The sequence below is a fragment of the Streptomyces sp. NBC_00859 genome (assembly GCF_045161865.1).
Classification (GTDB): Bacteria; Actinomycetota; Actinomycetes; order Streptomycetales; family Streptomycetaceae; genus Streptomyces.
In genome coordinates, this window is sequence record NZ_CP108826.1 from 7862718 (window position 1) to 7884548 (window position 21831).

Annotated in this window: 7 protein-coding genes and 1 pseudogene (1 of these 8 cut by a window edge); 3 read left to right on the top strand and 5 right to left on the bottom strand. The window is 67.9% G+C overall.

The genetic code is table 11. The annotated features are described in order from the left end of the window. Positions 1-14180: the 3' portion of an amino acid adenylation domain-containing protein gene (locus OG584_RS34555; RefSeq protein ID WP_405783773.1), read on the top strand. Its footprint begins 559 nt before the window's first position; only the last 14180 of its 14739 coding nucleotides appear in the window; its start codon lies beyond the left edge, outside the window; the stop codon is at positions 14178-14180. A gap of 887 nt (positions 14181-15067) precedes the next feature. Here OG584_RS34555 and OG584_RS34560 read toward each other — a convergent pair. The 5 genes from OG584_RS34560 to OG584_RS34580 all read right to left on the bottom strand — a co-directional run bounded on the left by OG584_RS34560 (position 15068) and on the right by OG584_RS34580 (position 19462). Beyond that, entirely contained in the window at positions 15068-16003 is a 936-nt protein-coding gene (locus tag OG584_RS34560; protein ID WP_405783775.1) for a trypsin-like serine peptidase, read from the bottom strand. Between the two features lie 119 nt (positions 16004-16122). Next, on the bottom strand, positions 16123-17394 hold the full coding sequence (locus OG584_RS34565) for a cation:proton antiporter (RefSeq protein WP_405783777.1): 1272 nt from the start codon (positions 17392-17394) through the stop codon (positions 16123-16125). 90 nt (positions 17395-17484) lie between these two features. Next, the gene (locus OG584_RS34570) at positions 17485-18144 is read right to left on the bottom strand and encodes a thioesterase II family protein (protein ID WP_405783778.1); all 660 of its coding nucleotides are present in this window, start codon (positions 18142-18144) and stop codon (positions 17485-17487) included. 55 nt (positions 18145-18199) lie between these two features. Continuing rightward, positions 18200-19165, bottom strand: coding sequence for a chlorinating enzyme (locus OG584_RS34575; protein WP_405783779.1), 966 nt, complete (start codon positions 19163-19165; stop codon positions 18200-18202). 21 nt (positions 19166-19186) lie between these two features. Continuing rightward, the gene (locus tag OG584_RS34580) at positions 19187-19462 is read right to left on the bottom strand and encodes a phosphopantetheine-binding protein (RefSeq protein WP_405783780.1); all 276 of its coding nucleotides are present in this window, start codon (positions 19460-19462) and stop codon (positions 19187-19189) included. Between the two features lie 407 nt (positions 19463-19869). Between OG584_RS34580 and OG584_RS34585 the strand changes: the two genes are divergently transcribed. Both OG584_RS34585 and OG584_RS34590 read left to right on the top strand, forming a co-directional pair. Then, positions 19870-21093 (top strand): cytochrome P450, encoded by a 1224-nt coding sequence (locus tag OG584_RS34585; protein WP_405783782.1) that lies wholly within the window; start codon positions 19870-19872, stop codon positions 21091-21093. 187 nt (positions 21094-21280) lie between these two features. Next, positions 21281-21732: pseudogene (locus tag OG584_RS34590) on the top strand (aminotransferase class III-fold pyridoxal phosphate-dependent enzyme); the annotation flags it as partial. Positions 21733-21831: the final 99 nt, after the last annotated feature.

Here is a 21831-nt window from a genome sequence, read left to right on the forward strand (position 1 = left end):
GCCTCCTGTCCACGCAGCTCGCCTATTGGAAGGACGAGCTCGAGGGCATCCCACAGCCCCTCACACTTCCGCTGGACAGGCCGCGCACCTCCGGTACCCGCCACGACGGCGACCGCGTCGGCTTCGTCGTCGAGGCGGAACTCGCCAAGCGTCTCGGCACCCTTGCCGGCACCCACCGGGCGACGCTCTCCATGGTCATGCAGGCGGCCGTGGCCACGCTCCTCGGCCGACTCGGCGGCGGTGACGACATCGCCATCGGATCGCCGATCGCCGGGCGCACCGACGAAGCACTGTCCGATCTCGTCGGATTCTTCGCCAACACCTGGGTGCTGCGCACCGACCTGTCGGGCGACCCCACGTTCGAAGAGCTCCTGGGCCGCGTCCGGAACAAGGCCCTGACCGCATACGACCATCAGGACATCCCCTTCGAGCGGCTCGTGGAACTGCTCAACCCTGAGCGCTCCACGGCATATCACCCGGTCTTCCAGACCATGTTCATCTGGCAGAACGTGGCACGCCCCGACTTCGGACTGCCCGGACTCGACGTGGCGCCCGAAGCCGTCGGCACCCAGAGCGCCAAGTTCGACCTGACCTTCAACATGGGAGAAGTGCTCTCCTCTGCCGGGCCGGTCGTGCAGGGCAGCATCGAGTACGCGGCCGGACTCTTCGACCGCACCACCGTGCAAGCCATGGCCGACCGGCTGCTGCGTCTGCTGCACCAGCTCGCCGAAGCACCCGCCCAGCCCCTTTCCCGCGCCGACGTGCTCTCGCCGGCCGAACGGGAGCGGACGACCGTCGACTGGAACGACACCGCGGCTCCCGCCCCCACTGAGAGCATCACTGAACTCTTCGAGCGACAGGCTGCCCGCACCCCCCACGCGACGGCGGTCACGGACGGCGCGACCACGCTCACCTACCGGGAACTCGACGTCCGGGCCAACCGTCTCGCCCACTGGCTCATGGAACGGGGCGCCGGCCCGGAGAACGTGATCGCCGTGGCACTGCCCCGCGGTTGCGACATGGTCGTCGCCCTTGTCGCCGTACTGAAGTCAGGAGCGGCCTACCTGCCCATCGACCTGAACTTTCCCTCCACACGCAACGAATGGGTCCTCAGCGACGCCCGGCCGCTGCTCGTTCTCGACACCGAGGCGCTGGCCCAGGACATCAGCTCCTACCCCCGCACCGCCCCGACGCCAGACCTGTGCTCCACGGAGAACGCCGCCTACGCGATCTACACCTCTGGCTCGACCGGGAAGCCGAAGGGCGTGGTGGTCTCCCGCGGGGCCCTCCAGAACTTCCTCTCCTCGATGCAGTCCACGCTCCGGCTGGGAGCCTCCGACCGGTTCCTCACCGTGACCACGATCGCCTTCGACATCGCCGCGCTCGAAATTTTCCTCCCGCTCCTCAACGGTGCGGGCGTCGTGGTGGCAGACCGGGACACGGTGCTGCAGCCGGCCGCCGTCCTGGACCTGATAGAGCGCCACGGGGTGACCGTTGCGCAGGCCACCCCTTCGTTCTGGCAGATGCTGGTCAACCACGCCCCCGACTCTCTGGCAGGGCTGCGTGTGCTGGTCGGAGGCGAGGCTCTGCCGGCCGAACTCGCCCGCACACTCCACGCAACGGCCAAGAACGTCACCAACATGTACGGGCCCACCGAGACGACCATCTGGTCCACACTCGCCGTCGTACCGGGCGGCACCGGCACGCCGCCCATCGGAAGGCCCATCGCGAACACCCAGGTATACGTGCTCGACCAGGCCCTGAACCCGGTCCCGACCGGAACTCTCGGAGATCTCTACGTCGCCGGGGACGGTGTCGCACGCGGCTACCTGCACCGGCCCGCCCTCACCGCCGAGCGTTTCGTTGCCAACCCCTTCGCCCCGGGCCGCCGTATGTACCGCACCGGAGACCTGGCGCGCTGGAACGCCGACGGACAGCTGGAGTACGCGGGCCGGACCGACAACCAGGTCAAGATCCGCGGCTTCCGCATCGAACTCGGTGAGATCGAGACCGCCCTCACAGCACACCCCGATGTTGCGCAGGGGGTCGTCGTCGCCCGCCCCGACCACACAGGCAGCAGCAGGCTCGCCGCCTACGTGACCACGGCGCCCGGGGCCGGAGCTCCCGAAACCGCTGCGCTGCGCGCCTTCGTGGGCGAGCGGGTGCCCGAATACATGGTCCCCGCGGCGTTTGTCACGCTCCACGCCATGCCTCTGACACCCAACGGGAAGATCGACCGCAAGGCCCTGCCCGAACCGGAGTTCACCGCGGGCGCCTACCGCGCACCGCGCACCCAGGAAGAGGAAGTCCTGTGCGCCCTGTTCGCGGACGTACTGGGCAAGGAACAGGTGGGGGCGGACGACTCCTTCTTCGAACTGGGCGGCCACTCGCTCCTCGCGACCCGTCTGGCCGCCCGCATCCGCGCGGCCTTCGGCGCAGACCCGGGCGTACGAGCCGTCTTCGACACCCCCACCCCGGCCGGCCTCGCCGCCCACTTGAGTACGGGCGGCACCGACACACGGCCCCCGCTGGTCGCTGCCCCGCGATCCGAACGGATGCCGTTGGCGCATGCGCAACAGCGGTTGTGGTTCCTGGATCAGTTCGAGGGTTCGAGTGCGGCGTACAACATGCCGGTTGCGGTGCGTCTGTCGGGTGTGCTGGATGTGGTGGCGTTGCGTGGGGCGCTGGCTGATGTGGTGGGCCGGCATGAGACGTTGCGTTCGGTGATTGAGGTCGTTGATGGTGAGCCCCTTCAGCGGGTGCTGGTGGGGGCGGTGGCCGGGCTGAGGGTGGAGGTGGTGTCGCGGGAGGGTCTTGCCGGGGCGTTGGCGTCGGTTGCGGGGGAGCCGTTCGATCTGGCGGTTGAAGCTCCTTTGCGGGCGCGGTTGTTCGAGTTGGGGCCGCACGAGTGGGTTCTGGTGCTTGTCGCGCATCACATTGCGGCGGATGGCTGGTCGATGGCGCCGTTGTTGCGGGATCTGTCGGTGGCGTACGGGGCGCGGTGTGGTGGTGGTGTGCCGGGTTGGGATGCGTTGCCGGTGCAGTATGCGGATTATGCGGTGTGGCAGCGGCGGGTGCTGGGTTCGGAGGGGGATCCGGAGAGTCTGGTCTCGCGGCAGTTGGCGTACTGGCGTGAGGTGCTGGAGGGGTCGCCGGCGGAGATCGCGCTGCCCTTCGACCGGGCACGTCCCTCAGCGGCCTCGCACGCGGGCCGCACCCTCCCCTTCGCGGTCGACGCCCGGACACACGGGCGGCTGACGCGCCTCGCGCGGGAGCGTGGGGTGTCGCTGTTCATGGTGTTGCATGCGGCGCTGCTGGTGGTGCTGGCGCGGGTGGGTGCGGGTGAGGATCTGCCGGTGGGTGCGGCGGTGGCCGGGCGTTCCGATGAGAGTCTGGACGATCTGGTCGGGTTCTTCGTGAACACGGTGGTGCTGCGTACGGATGTGTCGGGTGATCCCTCGTTCGTGGAGCTGCTGGACCGGGTACGTGAGGTGCACCTGGGTGCCCACGCGCACGCGGATGTTCCCTTCGACCGCCTGGTCGACGTCCTGGGAGTGGATCGGTCCGCCGCGCGACAGCCATTGCTCCAGGTCATGCTCGTCCTGCAGAACAACGCGCGAGGAAGACTGGAACTCCCAGGGCTCGACGTAGCCGTGGAACCGATAGAGCTGGGCTCGGCCAAGTTCGACCTGACTCTGCAGCTGGCCGAAGAAGCTGACGCCCACGGATCCCCCGGCGGGCTCTCGGGCGGTCTTGAGTTCGCGCTCGACCTTTTCGACGAGGCGACGGTGAAGGCTCTGGCGACTCGCTTCGTGCAGGTACTCGGTGCGGTGGCAGCCGACCCATCGGTGCTGGTCAGCAGTACTGACATCTGGCTGCCGGGCGAGCGCGAACGTCTGACCGGTTGGAGTGCGGCCGGGACGGACGAGCAGCCGACAGGCACCACCGTGCCCGAATTGTTTGCGCAGTGGGTGGCCCGCACACCCGATGCTGTCGCGGTGGACTCCGGCGACGTGCAGCTCTCCTACCGGGAGCTGGACGCGCGGGTGCAGCGGCTCGCCGCATGGCTGGCCGAACGTGGGGTGTGCGTCGAGGACGTGGTGGCGCTGCGGCTGGCCCGGTCGGTGGAGCTGGTGGTCGCCGTGCTGGCCGTCTCCCGCCTGGGCGCGGCCTGGGTACCGGTGGATCCCGCCTACCCCGAGCAGCGGGCGCGGCACATTCTTGACGAGGCGATGCCCCGCCTGGTCCTGGACGCCGCGGGCACTGCTCTGGCGGAAGCGGAAGCGGCAGCGGCAGCACACGACCAAGAACACCGGACCGTACCGATCGTCGCCGCGGAGCCCGACCGGCTCGCGTACATAATTTTCACGTCGGGATCGACCGGTGTACCCAAGGGCGTGGGCGTCACCCACGCCGGTGTGGGCGCTCTGGCCGCCTCCATGGCGGAGCGGTTTGCACTCACCGGAAACAGCCGCGTGCTGCAGCTTGCCTCGCCGAGTTTCGACGCTTCCGTGATGGAACTCCTGATGGCATGGAGCTCCGGCGCGGCACTGGTCATCGCCCCGCCCGGCGTACTGGCGGGACACGAGCTCGCGCAAGCACTGACCGCCGGCCGCGTTACGCACGCCCTGGTCCCGCCGGCACTCCTGGCCACGGTGCCCGAACTTCCCAGCGATGTTCTGACCGTGCCGGTCGTGGGCGCCGAAGCATGCCCGCCGGAGTTGGTGACACAGTGGGCGCCCGGACGTCATATGGTCAACGCCTACGGTCCCACTGAGGTCACCATCGCCGCCACTCTCAGCGACCCGCTGGCCGCGACGGGGCAGGCGCCGCCGATCGGACGCCCCGTCGCCGACAGTCGAGTGCAGGTGCTGGATGCCTCACTGCGACCGGTGCCGCAGGGCACGATCGGCGAGTTGTACGTCTCAGGTCCCGGTCTGGCCCGAGGCTATGTGCATCAGCCGGCACTGACCGCGGCCCGTTTCGTGGCCGACCCCTTCGACGCCGGGCAACGCCTTTACCGGACCGGTGACCTGGTGCGGTGGAACGCACACGGCGAGCTGGACTACGTCGGGAGAGCTGACCAGCAGCTCAAGATCCGGGGCTTCCGCATCGAAATCGGCGAGGTCGAGGCTGCCCTGGCCGCCGACGCGCAGGTCTCCCGGGCAGTCGTCATCGCCCGTAGGACGTCCCGAGGGAGCGACCAACTCGTCGGATACGTCGTGGCGGTCGACCCGGACGCACCTCCGGCGCCCTCCGCAGTACGCGAGTTCGCAGCCGAGAGGCTCCCGGAGTACATGGTCCCTGCCGCGGTCGTGGTCATGGACGCCTTCCCCCTCAACACCAGCGGCAAGATAGACCACAAGGCCCTCCCGGAACCGGAATTCACCGGCCAGGTCGCACACCGGGCCCCCCGCACCCCCTTCGACGAGAGACTGCGCACGGTCTTCGCCGACGTTCTCGGCATCCCCGCCGGCACGATCGGAATCGACGACTCGTTCTTCGACCTCGGCGGCCACTCCCTGCTTGCCACCAAGCTCGTGTCGAGGATCCGTACGGATTTCGGAGCCGAGCTCGGCGTCCGTACGGTATTCGAGGCACCGACCGTTGCCGGGCTCGCAACCCGGCTGGTCGTCGCGGATCGAGCCCGGCCGGCACTGGAGCCACAGACCCGGCCGGACCGCCTGCCCCTGTCGCATGCCCAGCGACGCCTGTGGTTCCTCGACCAGTTCGAAGGCCCCAGCGCCACCTACAACATCCCGGTCGTGCTCCGGCTCACCGGCTCCCTCGACGTGTCCGCCCTGAGAGCGGCGGTGAGGGATGTGGTGAGCCGGCACGAAAGCCTGCGAACGACCGTGTCCGCGGACGAAGCAGGGGTCCCCTTCCAGCAGGTGGTGCCGGCAGGGAACGTCGCGCAGGAGATTCCTCTGGTGCAGGTGCCACCCGGCGAGACTACTGCGTACGTCGAACGGGAAGCGGCTCACACCTTCGACCTGGCGACGGACATCCCGTTGCGCGCCGTGATTCTCGAAGTTGCCGCCGACGAGCATGTGCTTGTCCTGGTGGTCCATCACATCGCAGGGGACGGCGAGTCGATGGCACCACTGTCCCGCGACCTGGTTTCCGCCTACCGTGCCCGCCTGAAGGGCGAGACCCCGCCGTTCAGCCCCCTGCCGGTCCAGTACGCCGACTACGCCCTGTGGCAACAGCGTCTTCTCGGTGACGAGAACGACCCCCAGAGCCGCGCCTTCGACCAGTACGCCTACTGGCGTGGCGAGCTGACGGGCATTCCGCAGCCACTGCAGCTGCCCACGGACAGGCCGCGCCCTCCTGTGGCCGGCCGCCGCGGGGACCGTGTGGCGTTCTCGATCGAGCCGGACGTCTTCCACCGGGTCCAAGAGCTCGCACGCCGCGAGGGCGCAACTGTGTCGATGGTGCTGCAGTCGGCACTCGCGGTGCTGCTCCGTCAGCTCGGCGCAGGCGACGACGTCACCATCGGGTCTCCGATCGCCGGACGCACCGACGAGGCACTGGCCGATCTCGTCGGATTCTTCGCCAACACCTGGGTTCTGCGGGCCGACCTGTCCGGGGACCCGTCGTTCGCCGAGGTGCTGAACCGGGTGCGGAACAAGGCACTGGCGGCCTACGACCGCCAGGACGTGCCCTTCGAGCGTCTGGTGGAACTCCTCAACCCGGACCGTTCCACCGCCTTTCACCCCCTCTTCCAGATCATGTTCGCCTGGCAGAACACCAGCCGTCCCGACTTCGAACTCGACGGTCTGCGACTCGGCTACGAACCGGTGAGTGTCGACTCCGCCAAATTCGACCTGTTCTTCGGTCTGACCGAATACGGCACGGGTGCCGAGCGCGGAGTCCGAGGCAGCCTCGAATACGCGACGGATCTCTTCGACGAGAGCACGGCAGTCGCCTTCGCAGAGCGGTTCGTCCGCGTGGTCCAGCAGGTGACAGCCGCCCCGGCCCGGGAGGTATCCGTCATCGACCTGCTCTCGGACGCGGAGCGTGCCCTGGTGCTGGCCGAGTGGAACGCCACCCGGATGCCGCTCCCCGCCCTCACGATTCCGGAACTGTTCGAGGAGCAGGCCGGGCGCACCCCGCACGCCGTGGCGGTGGTCTGCGGCGGAACGTCGTGGACGTACCGCGAGCTGGACGAGCGAGCCAACCGGCTCGCACGAGAGCTGGTACGTGCGGGCCAGGGACCCGAATCGATCGTCGGACTCGCCCTGCCTCGCAACGCGGACCTGGTGATCGGCATGCTCGGCATCCTGAAGTCCGGAGCGGCGTACCTGCCCATCGATCCGCGCTACCCCAGCGCCCGTCTGGACTTCGTCCTGGCGGACTCCCGTCCCGGGGTGATCGTCACGGACACCCGGACCGCCACCGTGCTCCCGGCCAACGACGCCACCTGCCTGCACCTGGACCGGCTCGATCTCGAAACCGGTGACGGCTCCGCCCTCGGACATACCGAGCGCCCGGCGTCCTGGGGGCCCGACAGCCTTGCATACGTGATGTACACGTCCGGTTCGACCGGGAACCCCAAGGGCGTCGCCATCCACCACGCCAATCTTGTCAACGGCGTGCTGCGCCTGGCCGACGTGGTGGATGTGCGGGCGGGATCACGCGTGCTCGGCGCCACATCGGTCAACTTCGACGTATCGGCCTTCGAGGTGTTCACCGCGCTCAGCCGAGGCGCGACCGTCGAAGTCGTCCGGGACGTCCTGGAGCTGGCCGAGCGTGACGGCTGGACGGGCGGTGCGCTGCAGGCTGTGCCCTCGGTGTTCTCGGAGATCCTCGACACCGTCGCCGGCAAGATGGACGTGGACACCGTGGTGCTGGGCGGCGACAGCCTGCCCGCCACGCTCCTGGAAAAGGTACGCACGGCCATACCCCACGCCCGCCTCGTTCAGGCGTACGGCCAGACCGAGGACTTCTACGCCACCGCATTCGAGATCCCCAGGGATTGGGCCGGCCGCGGCAACGTTCCCATCGGCACTCCGCTCGGGAACATGCGCACTTACGTGCTTGGTGCCGGGCTGGTTCCCGTGCCCGTGGGAGTGACCGGTGAGCTCTACGTGGCCGGAGCGATCGGTCGCGGGTACCACAACAGGCCGGGAATCACGGCGGGCCGCTTTGTCGCGGACCCGTTCGGACCGGCGGGGGAGCGCATGTACCGCACCGGCGACCTGGTGCGCTGGACCGCCGGCGGTCACCTGGAATACCTGGGCCGTGGCGACACACAGATGAAGATCCGTGGATTCCGTATCGAACCCGGTGAGATCGAGGCCGCGATCGTGGCGTACCCCGGGGTGCGCCAGGCCGTGGTCCAGCTCCGCCGCGTGCGCGCTGAGGGAGGCGAGCAACTGGTCGGCTACGTCGTGCCCTCGGACGCAGCTGATGGCCCGTCGGCCGACGGGCCCGCGCCTGGTGAGCTGGACGTCGAGGACCTGCGCCGGTTTGCCGCGGGCCGGCTGCCGGAGTTCATGGTGCCTTCAGCCTTTGTGGTCCTCGACCGCTTCCCCCTCGACCCCAATGGCAAGCTCGACCGGCGGGCCCTGCCCGACCCGGCTCTGCAGCTCACGTCATTCCGTGCGCCGGCGACTTCGCGTGAGCAGGCCCTGTGCGAGGTACTCGGCGAGGTTCTGGGCATGGAGAGCGTCGGTGCAGACGACGACTTCTTCACCATCGGCGGCGACAGCATCCGGTCCATCCAGGTCGTGGCCAGGGCCCGCGGCAAGGGCATCGAGATCAGCCCCCGCGAGGTCTTCGAGCATCGCACTGTGGCCAGGCTCGCAGGCGTGGCACGGGACCTGGGTGCCGAAAGCACGACGCAGGTGCTTCCGGAACTGGAGGGCGGCGGCGTGGGCTGGTCCCCGTTGCCGCCGGCCGGCCAGTACATGCGGGAACTCGGTGGCGGCTACGGAAGATTCCAGCAGTCGATGCTGCTGACCCTGCCCGAAGGCATGGAGGCCGCAGGTCTGACTGCGACCGTGCAGGCAGTACTCGACACCCACGACGTGCTTCGTTCACACATGGTCACCGGCGCGGATGATCCAGACGGCTTGGTGGTCTCGGCACCGGGCACCATCGCGGCCCGCAGCGTCATCCGCCGTGTTCCGTGCGACGGCCAGTGGCAGACGGCCGCCTGGAGGTCGGCCCTGGCCGCGGAGCTGGATGCGGCAGCCGGGCGGTTGGATCCTGCAGCTGGACAGATGGCGCAATTGGTCTGGTTCGACCCGCGAGTCGGGGGAGAAGGCCGACTGCTGGTGGTGCTGCACCATCTGGTCGTCGACGGTGTCTCCTGGCGCATTCTGCTCCCCGATCTGGCCGCGGCCTGGGAGCAGGTGAGTGCGGGACACGTCCCGGCGCTGCCTGCGGTGGGAACGTCCGCGAGGCGCTGGATGCACGCCCTCGCCGAGGAAGCCGAACGCCCGGAGCGGATCGCTGAGCTTCCGTTGTGGCAGGGCATTCTGGACGGCCCGGATCCCTTGCTGGGGGAGCGCCGCATCGATCCGGCCGTTGACACCATGGACACCGTGGAGCGGGTCCAGGTACTGGTGCCGGCCGACGTGACGGAGGCGGTACTGACCGCTCTGCCGGCCGCCTTCCACGCAGGCGCGAACGATGGGCTGCTCACGGCTCTTGCGCTCGCACTGGCCGAGTGGCGTTCACGGCGGGGGGTCACCGAATCCTCGGTACTCCTGCGCATGGAGGGACACGGCCGTGAGGAGGACCTGGTGCCAGGCGCCGACCTGTCCCGGACCGTTGGATGGTTCACGAGCATGTTCCCGGTACGCCTGGACGTGGCCGGATGTGACCTGGCCGAGGCGCTGACGGGAGGCGCGGACGCGGGACGAGCCGTCAAATCAGTGAAGGAACAGCTGCGGGCGATCCCGGACAAGGGCATGGGCTTCGGGCTGCTGCGCTACCTCAACGCGGAGACCTCAACCGATCTGTCCGCCTTCGCGACAGGACAGATCGGTTTCAACTACCTGGGCCGTTTCTCCTCGGCGGACATGCCCGAGGAGCTGCGGGGGCTGGGCTGGATCCAGGCCCCGGAGGGCGGGGTGATGGCTGAGCTCGATGCGGACATGCCCGCCATGTCCATCCTGGATGTCACCGCGGTGGCCTCCGACACGGGACAGGGCACCCAGCTGGGCGCGGTCTTCAGCTACCCGGCCAACATCCTCAAGGCGGCCGACGTCCAGACGCTGGCCGACTTGTGGGTCGACGCGCTCACCGCGCTCGCCCACCACGTGCGCAGCGACTCCCGGGCCGGTGGCCTGACCCCTTCCGATCTGCCGCTGGTCGAGGTGGGGCAGCCCGAGCTCGAAGTGTGGGAGAAGGCATACGGCGCTCTCGTCGACGTGTGGCCGTTGACACCTCTGCAGTCCGGCCTGCTGTTCCACGCGATGCTCGCCGACGCCTCGTTCGACGCGTACAACATGCAGCTGGCCTTCGAACTCACCGGCCCCCTCGATGCAGGCCGCCTCCGTGCCGCCGGCCAGTCCCTGATCGACCGCTATCCCAACCTCCGCGCCGCGTTCGTCCCCGACACCACCGGCGGGCATGTCCAGCTGATCGTCGACGGTGTCGAGCTGCCGTGGCAGGAGAGGGACTTCAGGGATCTGCCGGACACGACCGCGCGAGAGCGTGCCTATGACGAACTCCTCGCCCGCGACCTGCGGACCAACTTCGATCCGACGCGGCCCCCGTTGCTGCGTATGACCCTGGTCCGGACGGATGACGAGGTCAGCCACCTGGTCCTCACCGCCCACCACGTCCTCTTCGACGGCTGGTCCCTCCCCGTCCTGCTGCAGGACCTGCTGCGGCTCTACTCGTCGTGCGGAGAAGCGAGCGAACTGCCGCAGATCCGTGGCTTCCGCGACTTCCTGGTCTGGCTCTCGGCCCAGGACCCGGCTGCCCCCGCCCGAGCATGGGCTCGTGAACTGGAAGGCGTCGAGGAGCCCACTCTCCTGGCTTCCGGACGACAAGGAGGTGACCAGGCCGGAATCGGCCTGCTCGAGGTGCCCCTGCCGCCGGCCGTGGCCGAGACGCTTGCCCGCCGTGCCGCCGAGCTGGGCGTCACCGTCAATACGCTGGTGCAGGGCAGCTGGGCCCTTGTGCTGTCAGGCTTGACGGGACGCCAGGACGTGGTCTTCGGTGCCACGGTCTCCGGCCGTCCTGCGACCTTGCCGGGCGCCGACTCGATGGTCGGCCTGTTCATCAACACCCTTCCGGTGCGGGTTGCCTGGGAACCGGCACAAAGCCTCACTGAGGTGTTCAGCGGGCTGCAGAGCCGACAGGCCGCGATGCTCGATCACCACCACTACGGCCTCACCGCCATCCATCGTGACACCGGGCTGAACACCCTGTTCGACACCATGATCGCCTTCGAGTCGTATCCCGTCGACCAGGAAGGTCTCGGTTCCGCCGGAGCGGCGACCGACATCGCCGTGACCGGCATCCGGCCGTTCTCGGGCACGCATTACCCACTGACCGTCATCGCCGTGACCGAGCCCCACCTGCGACTGACACTCCACTACCAGCAGGGGCTCTTCGACCGGTCCGAGGCACAAGACATAGCGCAGCGCTTCGGACGAGTTCTGCAGCAGGCGGCCAACGACCCCGAAACCAAGAGCGGTCGGCTGGAACTCCTTGCCCCCGCGGAACGGAAGCTGGTCCTGGAACGGCTGAACGACACGGCCACCGAAGTCGCTGCCACCACGATCCCGGCCGCTTTCGAACGACAGGTGGCAGCGAACCCGGACGGGATCGCTGTGGTCTGCGACGGCGGGACACTGACCTACCGGGAACTCAACGCCATGGCAGACCGGATGGCACTCGGCCTCGCCCGCAGAGGCGTGGGGGCGGAGACGGTGGTAGCGGTGGCGTTGCCCCGGACCCCGCGCATGGTGGCTGCGCTGCTGGGCGTACTCAAGGCGGGCGGTGCGTACCTGCCCATCGACCCGGCTTATCCCAGCGGCAGGCTGGCGCACATCCTGTCCCAGGCTCGGCCTCAGCTGCTTGTCACCGATGCCGGGAGCGAGGCCGTTGTGCCTCGGAGCGACATCCCGTACGTCTACGCCGACGACCTCGTCGAGGAGGCCGGGAACCTGGCAGACGCCCCTGCACACCGACGGGAAGTGCGTCCGGCCAACACGGCATACGTCATCTACACGTCAGGTTCGACCGGCACCCCCAAGGGCGTCGTCATCACGCACGGGAACGTCATCAACGGCGTGTCGCAGCTCGCCGCCGCGCTGGGTGTGGCCCCCGGCCGGCGCATGCTTGCCAGCACTTCGGTCAACTTCGACGTCTCCGTGTTCGAGATGTTCACTGCTCTGACCACAGGTTGCAGCATCGAACTGGTGCGAGACGCCCTGGCACTGACCGAAGGCGCGGGACGGGACGTCGACATCATCAGCACCGTCCCTTCGGTCTTCGCCGAACTGCTGGAACAGCAGGCCGATGTCGGCGCCGATACCCTCGTCTTCGCCGGGGAAGCCCTTCCGCGGTCCCTCGTGGAGCGCATCGGTGAACTCCTGCCGCAGTCCCGGGTGGTCAACGCGTACGGGCAGAGCGAATCGTTCTACGCAACACTCTGGGCGGACGACGGCCGAGAAGCCGGCACATGTGCCCCCATCGGAAGTCCGCTCGGGAATGTGCGCACCTATGTGCTCAACGCCGGCCTGGAACCCGTCCCCGTGGGCGCAGTCGGCGAGTTGTACGTGTCCGGAGCGTGCCTGGGACGCGGCTACCACGGCAGGTCCGCTGTCACCTCACAACGGTTCGTCGCGGACCCGCACGGGGCCCCCGGCGCTCGCATGTACCGCACAGGCGACCTCGCCCGATGGAACAGCGACGGGCAGCTGGAGTACGCCGGGCGGATCGACCAGCAGGTCAAGATCCGCGGCTTCCGCATCGAGCCCGCAGAGGTCGAAGCCGCCCTGACAGCATGCGAAGCGGTCTCCCGAGCCGTCGTCGTCGCACGCGAGAATCCGGACGTCGGGCGGCAGTTGGTTGGCTATGTGACCTTGCGTCGACCGGACGCAGATGCCACTCCCGACCGACTGCGCGCGGAGCTCAGCACCCGGCTGCCCGACTACATGGTGCCCAGCGCGCTCCTCGTCCTGGACCGTATGCCGCTCGCCCCCAACGGCAAGCTGGACCGGTCGGCGCTGCCGGAGCCGGACTTCGAGGCGAGCAACTACCGAGCGCCGCGTACACCGCAGGAAGAGGTGCTGTGCGGGCTGTTCGCCGAGACCCTCGGTGTCAAGCAGGTTGGAGCAGACGACTCCTTCTTCGACCTCGGGGGACACTCGCTCCTGGTCACGAGACTGACCAACAGAATCCTGATGCTGCTCGGCGTGCGCCTGCCGATCCGTGCGGTCTTCGAGACCCCCACGGCCGCGGGCCTGGCACGGTGGCTCACCTCCGGAACCGACGCCGGCCAATCGGCCGATCCGTACGCCGTGGTGCTGCCGCTGAAGTCGGACGGGGAGCAGCCGCCCGTCTGGTGGTTCCACCCCGGCGGCGGCCTGAGCTGGTGCTACATGGGGTTTGCCCCGCACCTTCCGGCCGACCGGCCGAGCTACGGCATTCAGGCCCGAGGACTGGACGGGACCGCTCCGATTCCCGACTCGATCGAGGAGATGGTTGCCGACTACGTGGCGGAGCTCCTCGCGGTGCAGCCCCAAGGACCTTTCTTCCTGGCCGGCTGGTCGTTCGGCGGGACGTTGGCACACGCGGTCGCCGGTGAGCTGGAGCGCCGAGGCCACCGGGTCGACCTGCTGGCTCTGTTGGACTGTGCGCCCAGCACCTTCTTCACGGCCGCCAAGGACGCCCCGGAAGCCGAGGTCCGCGGCATGTTCGAGGCGTACGTCGCGATGTCCGACCACGACGGACTCGTGGACCGCATGACCGAGATCCAGATCGAGCACCTCAGGCTCATGCGTCGGTTCTCCTCGCCGGTCTACCGGGGAGAGGCGCTCTTCTTCAGCGCCACAGTCGATTCGCCCGAAGCCATCGCCGACCACTGGAAGCCGTACATCCTCGGCGGTATCCGCGAGTTCGAGATCGACTGCAGCCACCATGCGATGCACCTGCCGGAACCGGCTGCCGCGATCGCGGCGGTCATCGGCCGGGTGCTCCAGGAGAACTGACCCTGTGCCGAGGGGCCGGTGGCCGTCCCGTAGGGGGCGGCCACCGGCCCCTCGCGAGGAGTCACGGTGTTATGGGTCTGTCGTGCAGAGCACCTCCCGGACCACCGATACGACACATCCGAAAGCCGGCGCGGTCTCGGCGTAGCGCACCAGGTACTGCACTGTTCCGTCGCGCGGGCGCGCACAGCGGCCCCGGGAGACGGCGCCCCGGTGCGCTGCGAGCCGCGCCGCCTTGCGGGCCTGTGAAAGCGCTGCGGGGTCTTCCCCGTCGACACCCACGACCCCGAGTCCGACGGGGTCGGGGCTGACGGCGTAGATGACCAGGTCCGCACGGCGGGCCGTGGCGAAGTGCCTCCGAAGACCAGTGGTGGAAACGGCTGAATCATCATGAGAGCGTCCGCAGTGCGGACACTTCCCCGCATCCAGGCTGATGTGCGCCGGCTCGACAGCCATACACGCCCCCAGGAGGGACAGAAGCCCCGCGCGCACGATGGTAGACGCGGCCCTGTCCGTAGCAGTGTTCTCCGGGCTCAGTGCAAGCGAGCGCAGTGTGACAGGGGATACGTCCTCGTCACACTGCGCGTCATCCAGCTCGAGCGGAGGGGCCGGGAGCAGGGGGTGGGCGGCCCCCCAGCCGCCGTCCGGATGCGTGGCCGGCAGGCTGTGCGGTGCGGGCTCTCCGGGAATCACGATGTCGCCCGCCTCCTGTATCGGCGGCTGACCATACCAAGTGCTGCCCGGTAGCCCGTGGTGAAACAGCGTACGGCGTCAGATGCGGTGCATCGCGGGGCGGAGGGCTCGCCTACCGGATGCAGCCGGGAATTGCGGCAGCGCGCCGATGCGCCGCAGCTGTCGTTCTGCGCCCGCCAGCGGTCACGGGGCCGCTCTCAGGGCCGTGTGTCGCCGATCTCCTCCATCATCGCGTAGAAGGACGCCATGTCCTGGTCGAAGCGCGGTGACGCCATGAACTTGCCTGTGTCGTTGATGCTGTTCAGGCCCCCGATATAGCCGGTGCCCGTGTCGTAGTCGTAGTCAAGGAGCCATGGCCCGCCGCTGGATCCCGGCCTCATGTTCTCGCACTCCACCTGCCACATGTTCAGGGGCGGAGGGGTGGGCTCCACGAGGTCCTGGCAGAACTCCTGGTGATTGCCGTCGTAGGGAGGCCCGGAGTATCCGATGAGGGAGACCTGTTCGCCGGTGCGCATGTCCGGCGCGATGGTGTATCCACCGGCGGCATCGAGGGGCGTTTCACCACTGGCGTTGTCGTTGACGACGAGCATGCCGTAGTCGTGCTCGTAGTCCGGCTTGGAGCCGGAGCTCCAGGCGGGCGACGTGGCGACATTCCATGCGGTGAACCCGCCGTAGGGCATGACGCCGTCGTGGAAACCCGGGTAGAAGACCTGGTTCTTCGTCCAGTCGAGTTTTGGCCCGTCGTGCAGGCAATGGGCTGCCGTCAGGACCAGCACCTCGGAGTGGCTGTTGATGACGGTGCCCGTGCAGGCGTCGGGGGCCCCGTTGGCGTGCTCGAAGAAGATTTTGCCCACGGCGGTCGAGTGCGGCCCCTCGACCGGGGCTGCCTTTGCCTGCTCCGGTGACGGGTGCGGCCCCATTCCGTCGCCGTCCTCTCCGGACTCGTTCGCCAGCGCCCTGCCGATTCGTTCTGGGGTCCAGTAGGCCAGGAGCGCGTGTTGGCGGGCCTGCCCGGAGGCCCCGTGTGAGCCGAGTACGTCGATGATGGCCCGGTGACCGGTGGTGGCTGTTCCGGCCGCGGCTGCCGGACCGGCCGAACCAACCGCGGCGACGACGGCCAGACATACAGTCACCAGAGCGGCCCGGCGACGTCTGAGCCGGTGGAAAGGACCGCTGTGCGTTCCCGGGGGCTGACGGAACATCGGGAAGAACTCCGTTCGTCGGTGTCTTGGGGAAGAGGCTGCGGCGAAGATCAGACGACGAGCTGCGCGGTGAACTCCCGCTCACGTTCGACCTCGGCCTCAGTGGTGGCGATGCGCCCGGTCGTGCGACGCAGGATGGGCGGGGCCATGACGGACGTCACGACCGCGACCAGGACCACGACCGTGTACGAAGCTGTGTTGAGGACATCGAGGCGCAGCCCCACGGACGCCAGCACGATCTCCACCAGGCCCCGGGCGTTGAGGCCTGCACCGATCGCCAGGGACTCCGTCCGGCCGAGGCGGCCGAGTCGTGCGCCCAGGTACCCTCCGGCGAACTTGGCGCCGACGGCGACGGCCAGGGTGATCAGGGCCGCGAACAGAACCGAAGGGCGGGCAAGCGTGGTGAGGTCCACCTGAAGTCCGGCAGCCGCGAGGAAGAGTGGTGCCAGCGTCGCCATGACGAAGGTGCGCACGGAGTCCAGCGACCGGCGGCTGGCGGTGCCGAGGGAGCTGATCACGATGCCGCACAGGAAGGCGCCGAGAATGGGCTCCATGCCCAGTGCGTGAGTTCCTGCGGCGGACAGAAGGATCATGATGACGATGAGGGAAAGGCTGAATCCGGGCTGTTGTGTATGGCGCGCGGGACGCAGCAGGCGTGCGGCCAGCGGGCGCAGCACCAGGACAGTTGCGGCCAGCACGATGAGCAGGAAGCCGACGGACTCGAACACCACGCCGGCGCGCAGGCCGTGGGTGGCCATCGCGGAGACGATCGAGAGCAGCAGCCATCCGACGATGTCGCTGACCGCTGCGGCACCGACGATCATCTGACCTACATTGCGGTGCAGCAGCCCCATGTCGAGAAGCGTCTTGGCGATCACGGGCAGAGCACTCACTGCTACCGCCACGCCGATGAACAGTGCGAAGGTCCCGTGGCCACCTGCCCCGCCCATGAGCGAAGCGGGGAGGAAGAGGCCGAGTACGAACCCGAGGGCGAGGGGCAGCAGAACGCTGCCCGCGCTGACCAGGCCGATTGCGTGCCGCTTGCGCCGCAGCAACCCCAGATCGATGTGGGCCCCGGTAATGGCCACCAGGAGCAGCACCCCCAGTTGGGACACGGCGTTCAGAAGGTGCGTCTGCTCGATGTCGTGGGGAAGCAGCCAGTGGGACAGACCCGGTGCCACGCTCCCGAACAGGGAGGGGCCGAGCACGACGCCGGCGGCGAGCTCCCCGACGACGGGCGGCATGTTGAGGCGCGCGGCGGCCCTGCCCAGAAGCGCGGCGACCGAGATCAGGAGGCTCAGCTGCAGCAGAAAGAGCAGCATTTGATGATCGCTCAGGCCGGGCACCGGCCCTGAGGAGAGCGTCACTGTGTTCCTTTCCAAGGTGAGAGGGCGACCCCGCGCTGCTGCCGGTCAGACCTCGGAGAGGACGGACAGCAGCGCGTCGGCAACGCCCGAGGGGTTGCTCCCGGCCAGTAGGTGGTCACCGGGGAGTACCTCGACCGAGCAGCGGCCAGTGGTGTGCGCGGCCCAGGTGTGCAGTCCCGACAGGGAGTTGTCACGGTCGCCGGCCAGCACGGTCACGTTCCCGGGCACGGAGGTGGTGCGCACGCATTCGACGAAGGACCGCGACAGGAGAAGATCGGATCGGATCATGGGGAAGGCTCCCGCTGCCAGGTGCGGGTCCGTGAGCACCTCGGAGGCGATGGCTCCTCCCATGGATGTGAAAGTCGCGACAGCCGCCTGTGAAGTGGCGACGTCCGCGGCCGAGACCTCGCGCTGCCGGGCCGGCGGAACGTTGGACGCGGCCACCAGTGCAGGCCGCCGCCCCTCACTCAGCGCCGCCACCAGGGCAAGACCGACATAGGCGCCGAGACTCTCGCCGTAGATGATGTCGACCGGGCCTTCGATCCGCGCCAGCGCATCGGCAACGACTGCCGATGCGCTGGTGAGATACGGCTCCGCGTAGCGCCGCCCATGACCTGGCAGTTCCAGTGCGAGGACATCGATCTCCTCGGGGAGCGCGCGACGCAGTCGACGGAAGTAGCCCGCCCCGCAGCACGACGGGGGCACGAGAGCGATCGTGCCTCTCACAGGATCGGGCCCCGCCTGACCGAGTACGTGGGTGTCAACGCGCCGCCACGGTGCGGACGGGGGCACCCCGGAGCGTCTCGGTGACGATCTTGTTGTGGCCGTAGTCGTCACGGCCGCGTGCCAGGACGGCGCCCCACTTCTCCAGAGAGATACTGCCGCCGTACTCCTCGATGTGGTCCGTGTCCGGGTACACCCGTACGTTGGTGGGGACGTAACGCGTGGCGAAGCCCATGCGGTAGTCCTTGCCCGTGCTGATGTTGGGCAGTGAGGCGTGCATCAGTGTCGACCAGAAGATGACGCACTGGCCGCGCTCCATGACCAGGGAGAAGGCGTCCTCCTCATTGGGCTTCCAGTCAGGGTCGACCTGCAGCTGACGGTAGTCGTAGCCGAAGAAACCGCGAGGAACGCCGTCCTTGACCTCGGTGTTGATGCGGCTCTCGTCGAACTCCATCTGCTTGGACTCGTCGTAGTTCATCTTGTTCTGCGTTCCGGGAATGATCTGCAGACAGCCGTTTTCACGGGTCGAGTCCGTGAACGCGGTCCAGACCGTGATGGTGCCGGCTCCGAAATCGTCCTCCGACTCACCGGGCCACAGGAGCTGGGGCTTACCGCTGGCGTTGGCGAAGGTGTCGGCCTGGTGCCAGTCGGTGCCTTCGTCCCCGGGGTACTTGGGGAAGAATTCGGAGCGCCAGCAGAGCAGGTCGGGACCCAGGATCGACGCCACCCGGTCCACGATCTTCTGGTTGCAGATGTGGTCCACCAGCAGATCGATGTCGAGGTGCCGGTCGTAGTTGAAGATATTCGGCGCCCCGATACTCGCGTCGACCTCCGGATACGCGGCGTGCCGGCGGTCCAGGGTCTCCCGGTGGACCTGCTTCCACAGCCGGTCCATCTCCTCGGGGGTATAGATGGTGAGGGGGCCGATGTAGCCGTTCTTGTGGAAGAACGCGAGTTCCTCGTCGGACAGGGAGAGGGGGCTCTGCTCGATGCTCGTTGACATGCTGTGCCTTCCTGGCTTCGGCTATGCGTGAGACCGGACCGGATGCGCTTTGGCCACGGCCACGGAAAGGGGTTCGTCGTAGGCGACCTTCATGTCGAGATTCACACCAAACGAATCCGAGAGAAACTTGTTGAGCCTGGCGAACGCCAGTGAATGCCCTCCGATGTCAAGGAAGTTGTCTGATGCGACGATCTGCGCATCTTCGAGCTCCTCGCGCAGCCAAGCGACCGTGGAGTATTCCAGATCCGTGGTCTCGGGCAATTGGGCTGCGTTGTCGTCGTACGTGGAAGACGGCATGGGACCATCCTTCTGCGATTCCTGGGAGGTGCCACTATGAATGAGCGCACCGAACCGAACAGAACATACCTTTGGTCAGGGCGGGTTGGACATGCTCCTGTCCTGTCACCGGGACACGGACCGATCACGAACGGCTTCTCACTATCCGCTGCCGTCCGGGCCTCCTATAGTCGGTGCAGTACCCGCTTCCCTTCCATGAGAGGGCCCGGGGTATTCCTGTTGCTCCCAAGGTGGAAAGCCAAAAAATCTGGCGCGCATGGGTGCTGCGACGAAAACCGAACCGCCGCTCCGGCAAGCGATCCGAGACGGAGCACTGGGCAATCGGAATACCCTGACAACGCTGGAGCCATTTCGCTCCCGAGATATCAAGTCGTCCTTAAAATGCGCTCTTTGCGAGGGAGATTCACATGACCGAGGTACTCCCAGATGCGATCTGGCTGCCCAGCGAACGATCCAGCGGCTGTCCCTACAACCCGCCCGCGCAGCTCTCCGAGATTCGTGAGGAGACACCGCTGAGCCGGATCCACTACTCGGGAGACGTCGACGGCTGGCTTGTGACCAGCCACGCCCTTGCTCGGCAGATCCTTGCCGATCCCCGGTTCATCAGCGGCAGCAACCACCACCGTGCCCCGATTGAGGGCGCCCCCAGCATGGAGAACCCGCCGCCGATTCCCCCCGGTTTCCTCTCCCTCATGGACCCGCCGGACCACACGCGCTTTCGCCACCAGCTCACCGGTCAGTTCACCGTCCGCCGGATGCGACAGCTCACCGACCGCGTCGAGGCGATAACCGCCGAGTGTCTCGACGCCATGGAGACACAGGACGGCCCCGTCGACCTGGTCGACTCCTTCGCGCGCCGTATTCCCGGCGTCGTCATCGCGGAGCTGCTCGGAATCAGCAACGACGACCGGCAGAAATTCACCGACCTCGTCGACCGCATGCATGCGCTGGGGCGCAGCAAGGCCTCGGTCGAGGACCAGACGCAGGCGTTCCTCGCGGTGCGTGGCTTCATGAGCGAACTGATGCTTGCCAAGCGTGAGCAGCCCACGGATGACCTGTTCAGCGGTCTGGCCACCAGCGAGTTCAACGATGACGAGATCATCAACCTCGGCCTCACCCTGCTCGGAGCCGGCCTCGACACGGTCGCCGGTACCCTCTCCCTCGGGGCGTTCGCCCTGCTGCGCAATCCGCACCAGTTCGAGCTCCTCAGCAAGACCGCGGACGACGAAGCGGTTTCACGGGCCGTCGAGGAGCTGCTCCGCTACACGACGGTGCTCCCCTTCCTGCAGCGCAGTGCGATCGAGGACCTCGAAGTGGACGGCCATCTCATCAAGGCCGGGGAGATGGTCACCATTTCCACGGCGGCCGCCAACCGAGACGGCGACAAGTTCACCGCCCCGGACGACCTCGACATCACGCGTTCAGTCCGTGGTCACGTGTCCTTCGGCCACGGCATCCACCAGTGTGTCGCACAGCAGCTGGCGCGAGTCGAGCTGCAGGTGGCCTTCCCCGCTCTCGCCCGTCGCTTCCCGACGCTCCGTCTGGCTGTCGACCCCGAAGAGGTGTCGGTGCGCGACGAGATCGCCTTCTACGGCCTGTGGAGCCTGCCGGTCACCTGGGACCGGGGGTAGCGGCCCACCGCCTCCCTCAGACAGGCAGCAGGGGAGTGAACACATCCCCCGTCATTTCCCTGCTGCCCCCACGCGGCCCCGGAGATCGTTCCGCAACGATTCCGGGGCCGCTCCATGCTCCGGCACAACTCGCACCCGTCGCCGGCCAACACCACTGATGGGAAGAGGAAATAGCCACATCCCGGGCCCGGCAGTGGTCGAAGCAGTGCGCGAGCAGGCTTCTCGCCTCGTGACCTCCGCCCCTGGATTCGCCGTCGAGGCACGATCGGAGGCGGCCAGGCTGATCGCGGAGCGGACTCCGGGCAACCTCGACCGGATCCCCTTCACCAACGGCGGCGCCGAAGCCGTGGAGAACGCCGTCCGACTCGCAAGGCTGCACACCGGACGCCACAAAGTTCTTTCCGCCTCCCGCTCGTACCACGGTGCGACGAGCACAGCGATCAACCTCACCGGTGACCCGCGACGCTGGCCCGTCAGAGTTCGGCAGGCGCTCTGCACTTCTGGGCTCCGTTCCTGTACCGCTCACCGTTCCACAGCCAGAGTGCCGAGCAGGAATGCAGTCGTGCTCTGCAGCACCTTGACGACACCATCGTCTTCGAAGGTCCCTCCACCATCGCGGCGCTCATTGCAAGGAAGGTCTGGCAATCCTCGACGAGGCCCTCACCCTCGTGGACACCTGGACACCTGGACACCTGGACACCTGGACGCAGTGATCGCAGCGTCCGGCACGGCTCGCGC

Bases quoted from the DNA above. Each gene is read 5' to 3' on its own strand.
- OG584_RS34565 (WP_405783777.1), bottom strand. From the start codon at position 17,394: ATGCTGCTCTTTCTGCTGCAGCTGAGCCTCCTGATCTCGGTCGCCGCG.
- OG584_RS34585 (WP_405783782.1), top strand. From the start codon at position 19,870: ATGACCGAGGTACTCCCAGATGCGATCTGGCTGCCCAGCGAACGATCC.
- OG584_RS34575 (WP_405783779.1), bottom strand. From the start codon at position 19,165: ATGTCAACGAGCATCGAGCAGAGCCCCCTCTCCCTGTCCGACGAGGAA.
- OG584_RS34580 (WP_405783780.1), bottom strand. From the start codon at position 19,462: ATGCCGTCTTCCACGTACGACGACAACGCAGCCCAATTGCCCGAGACC.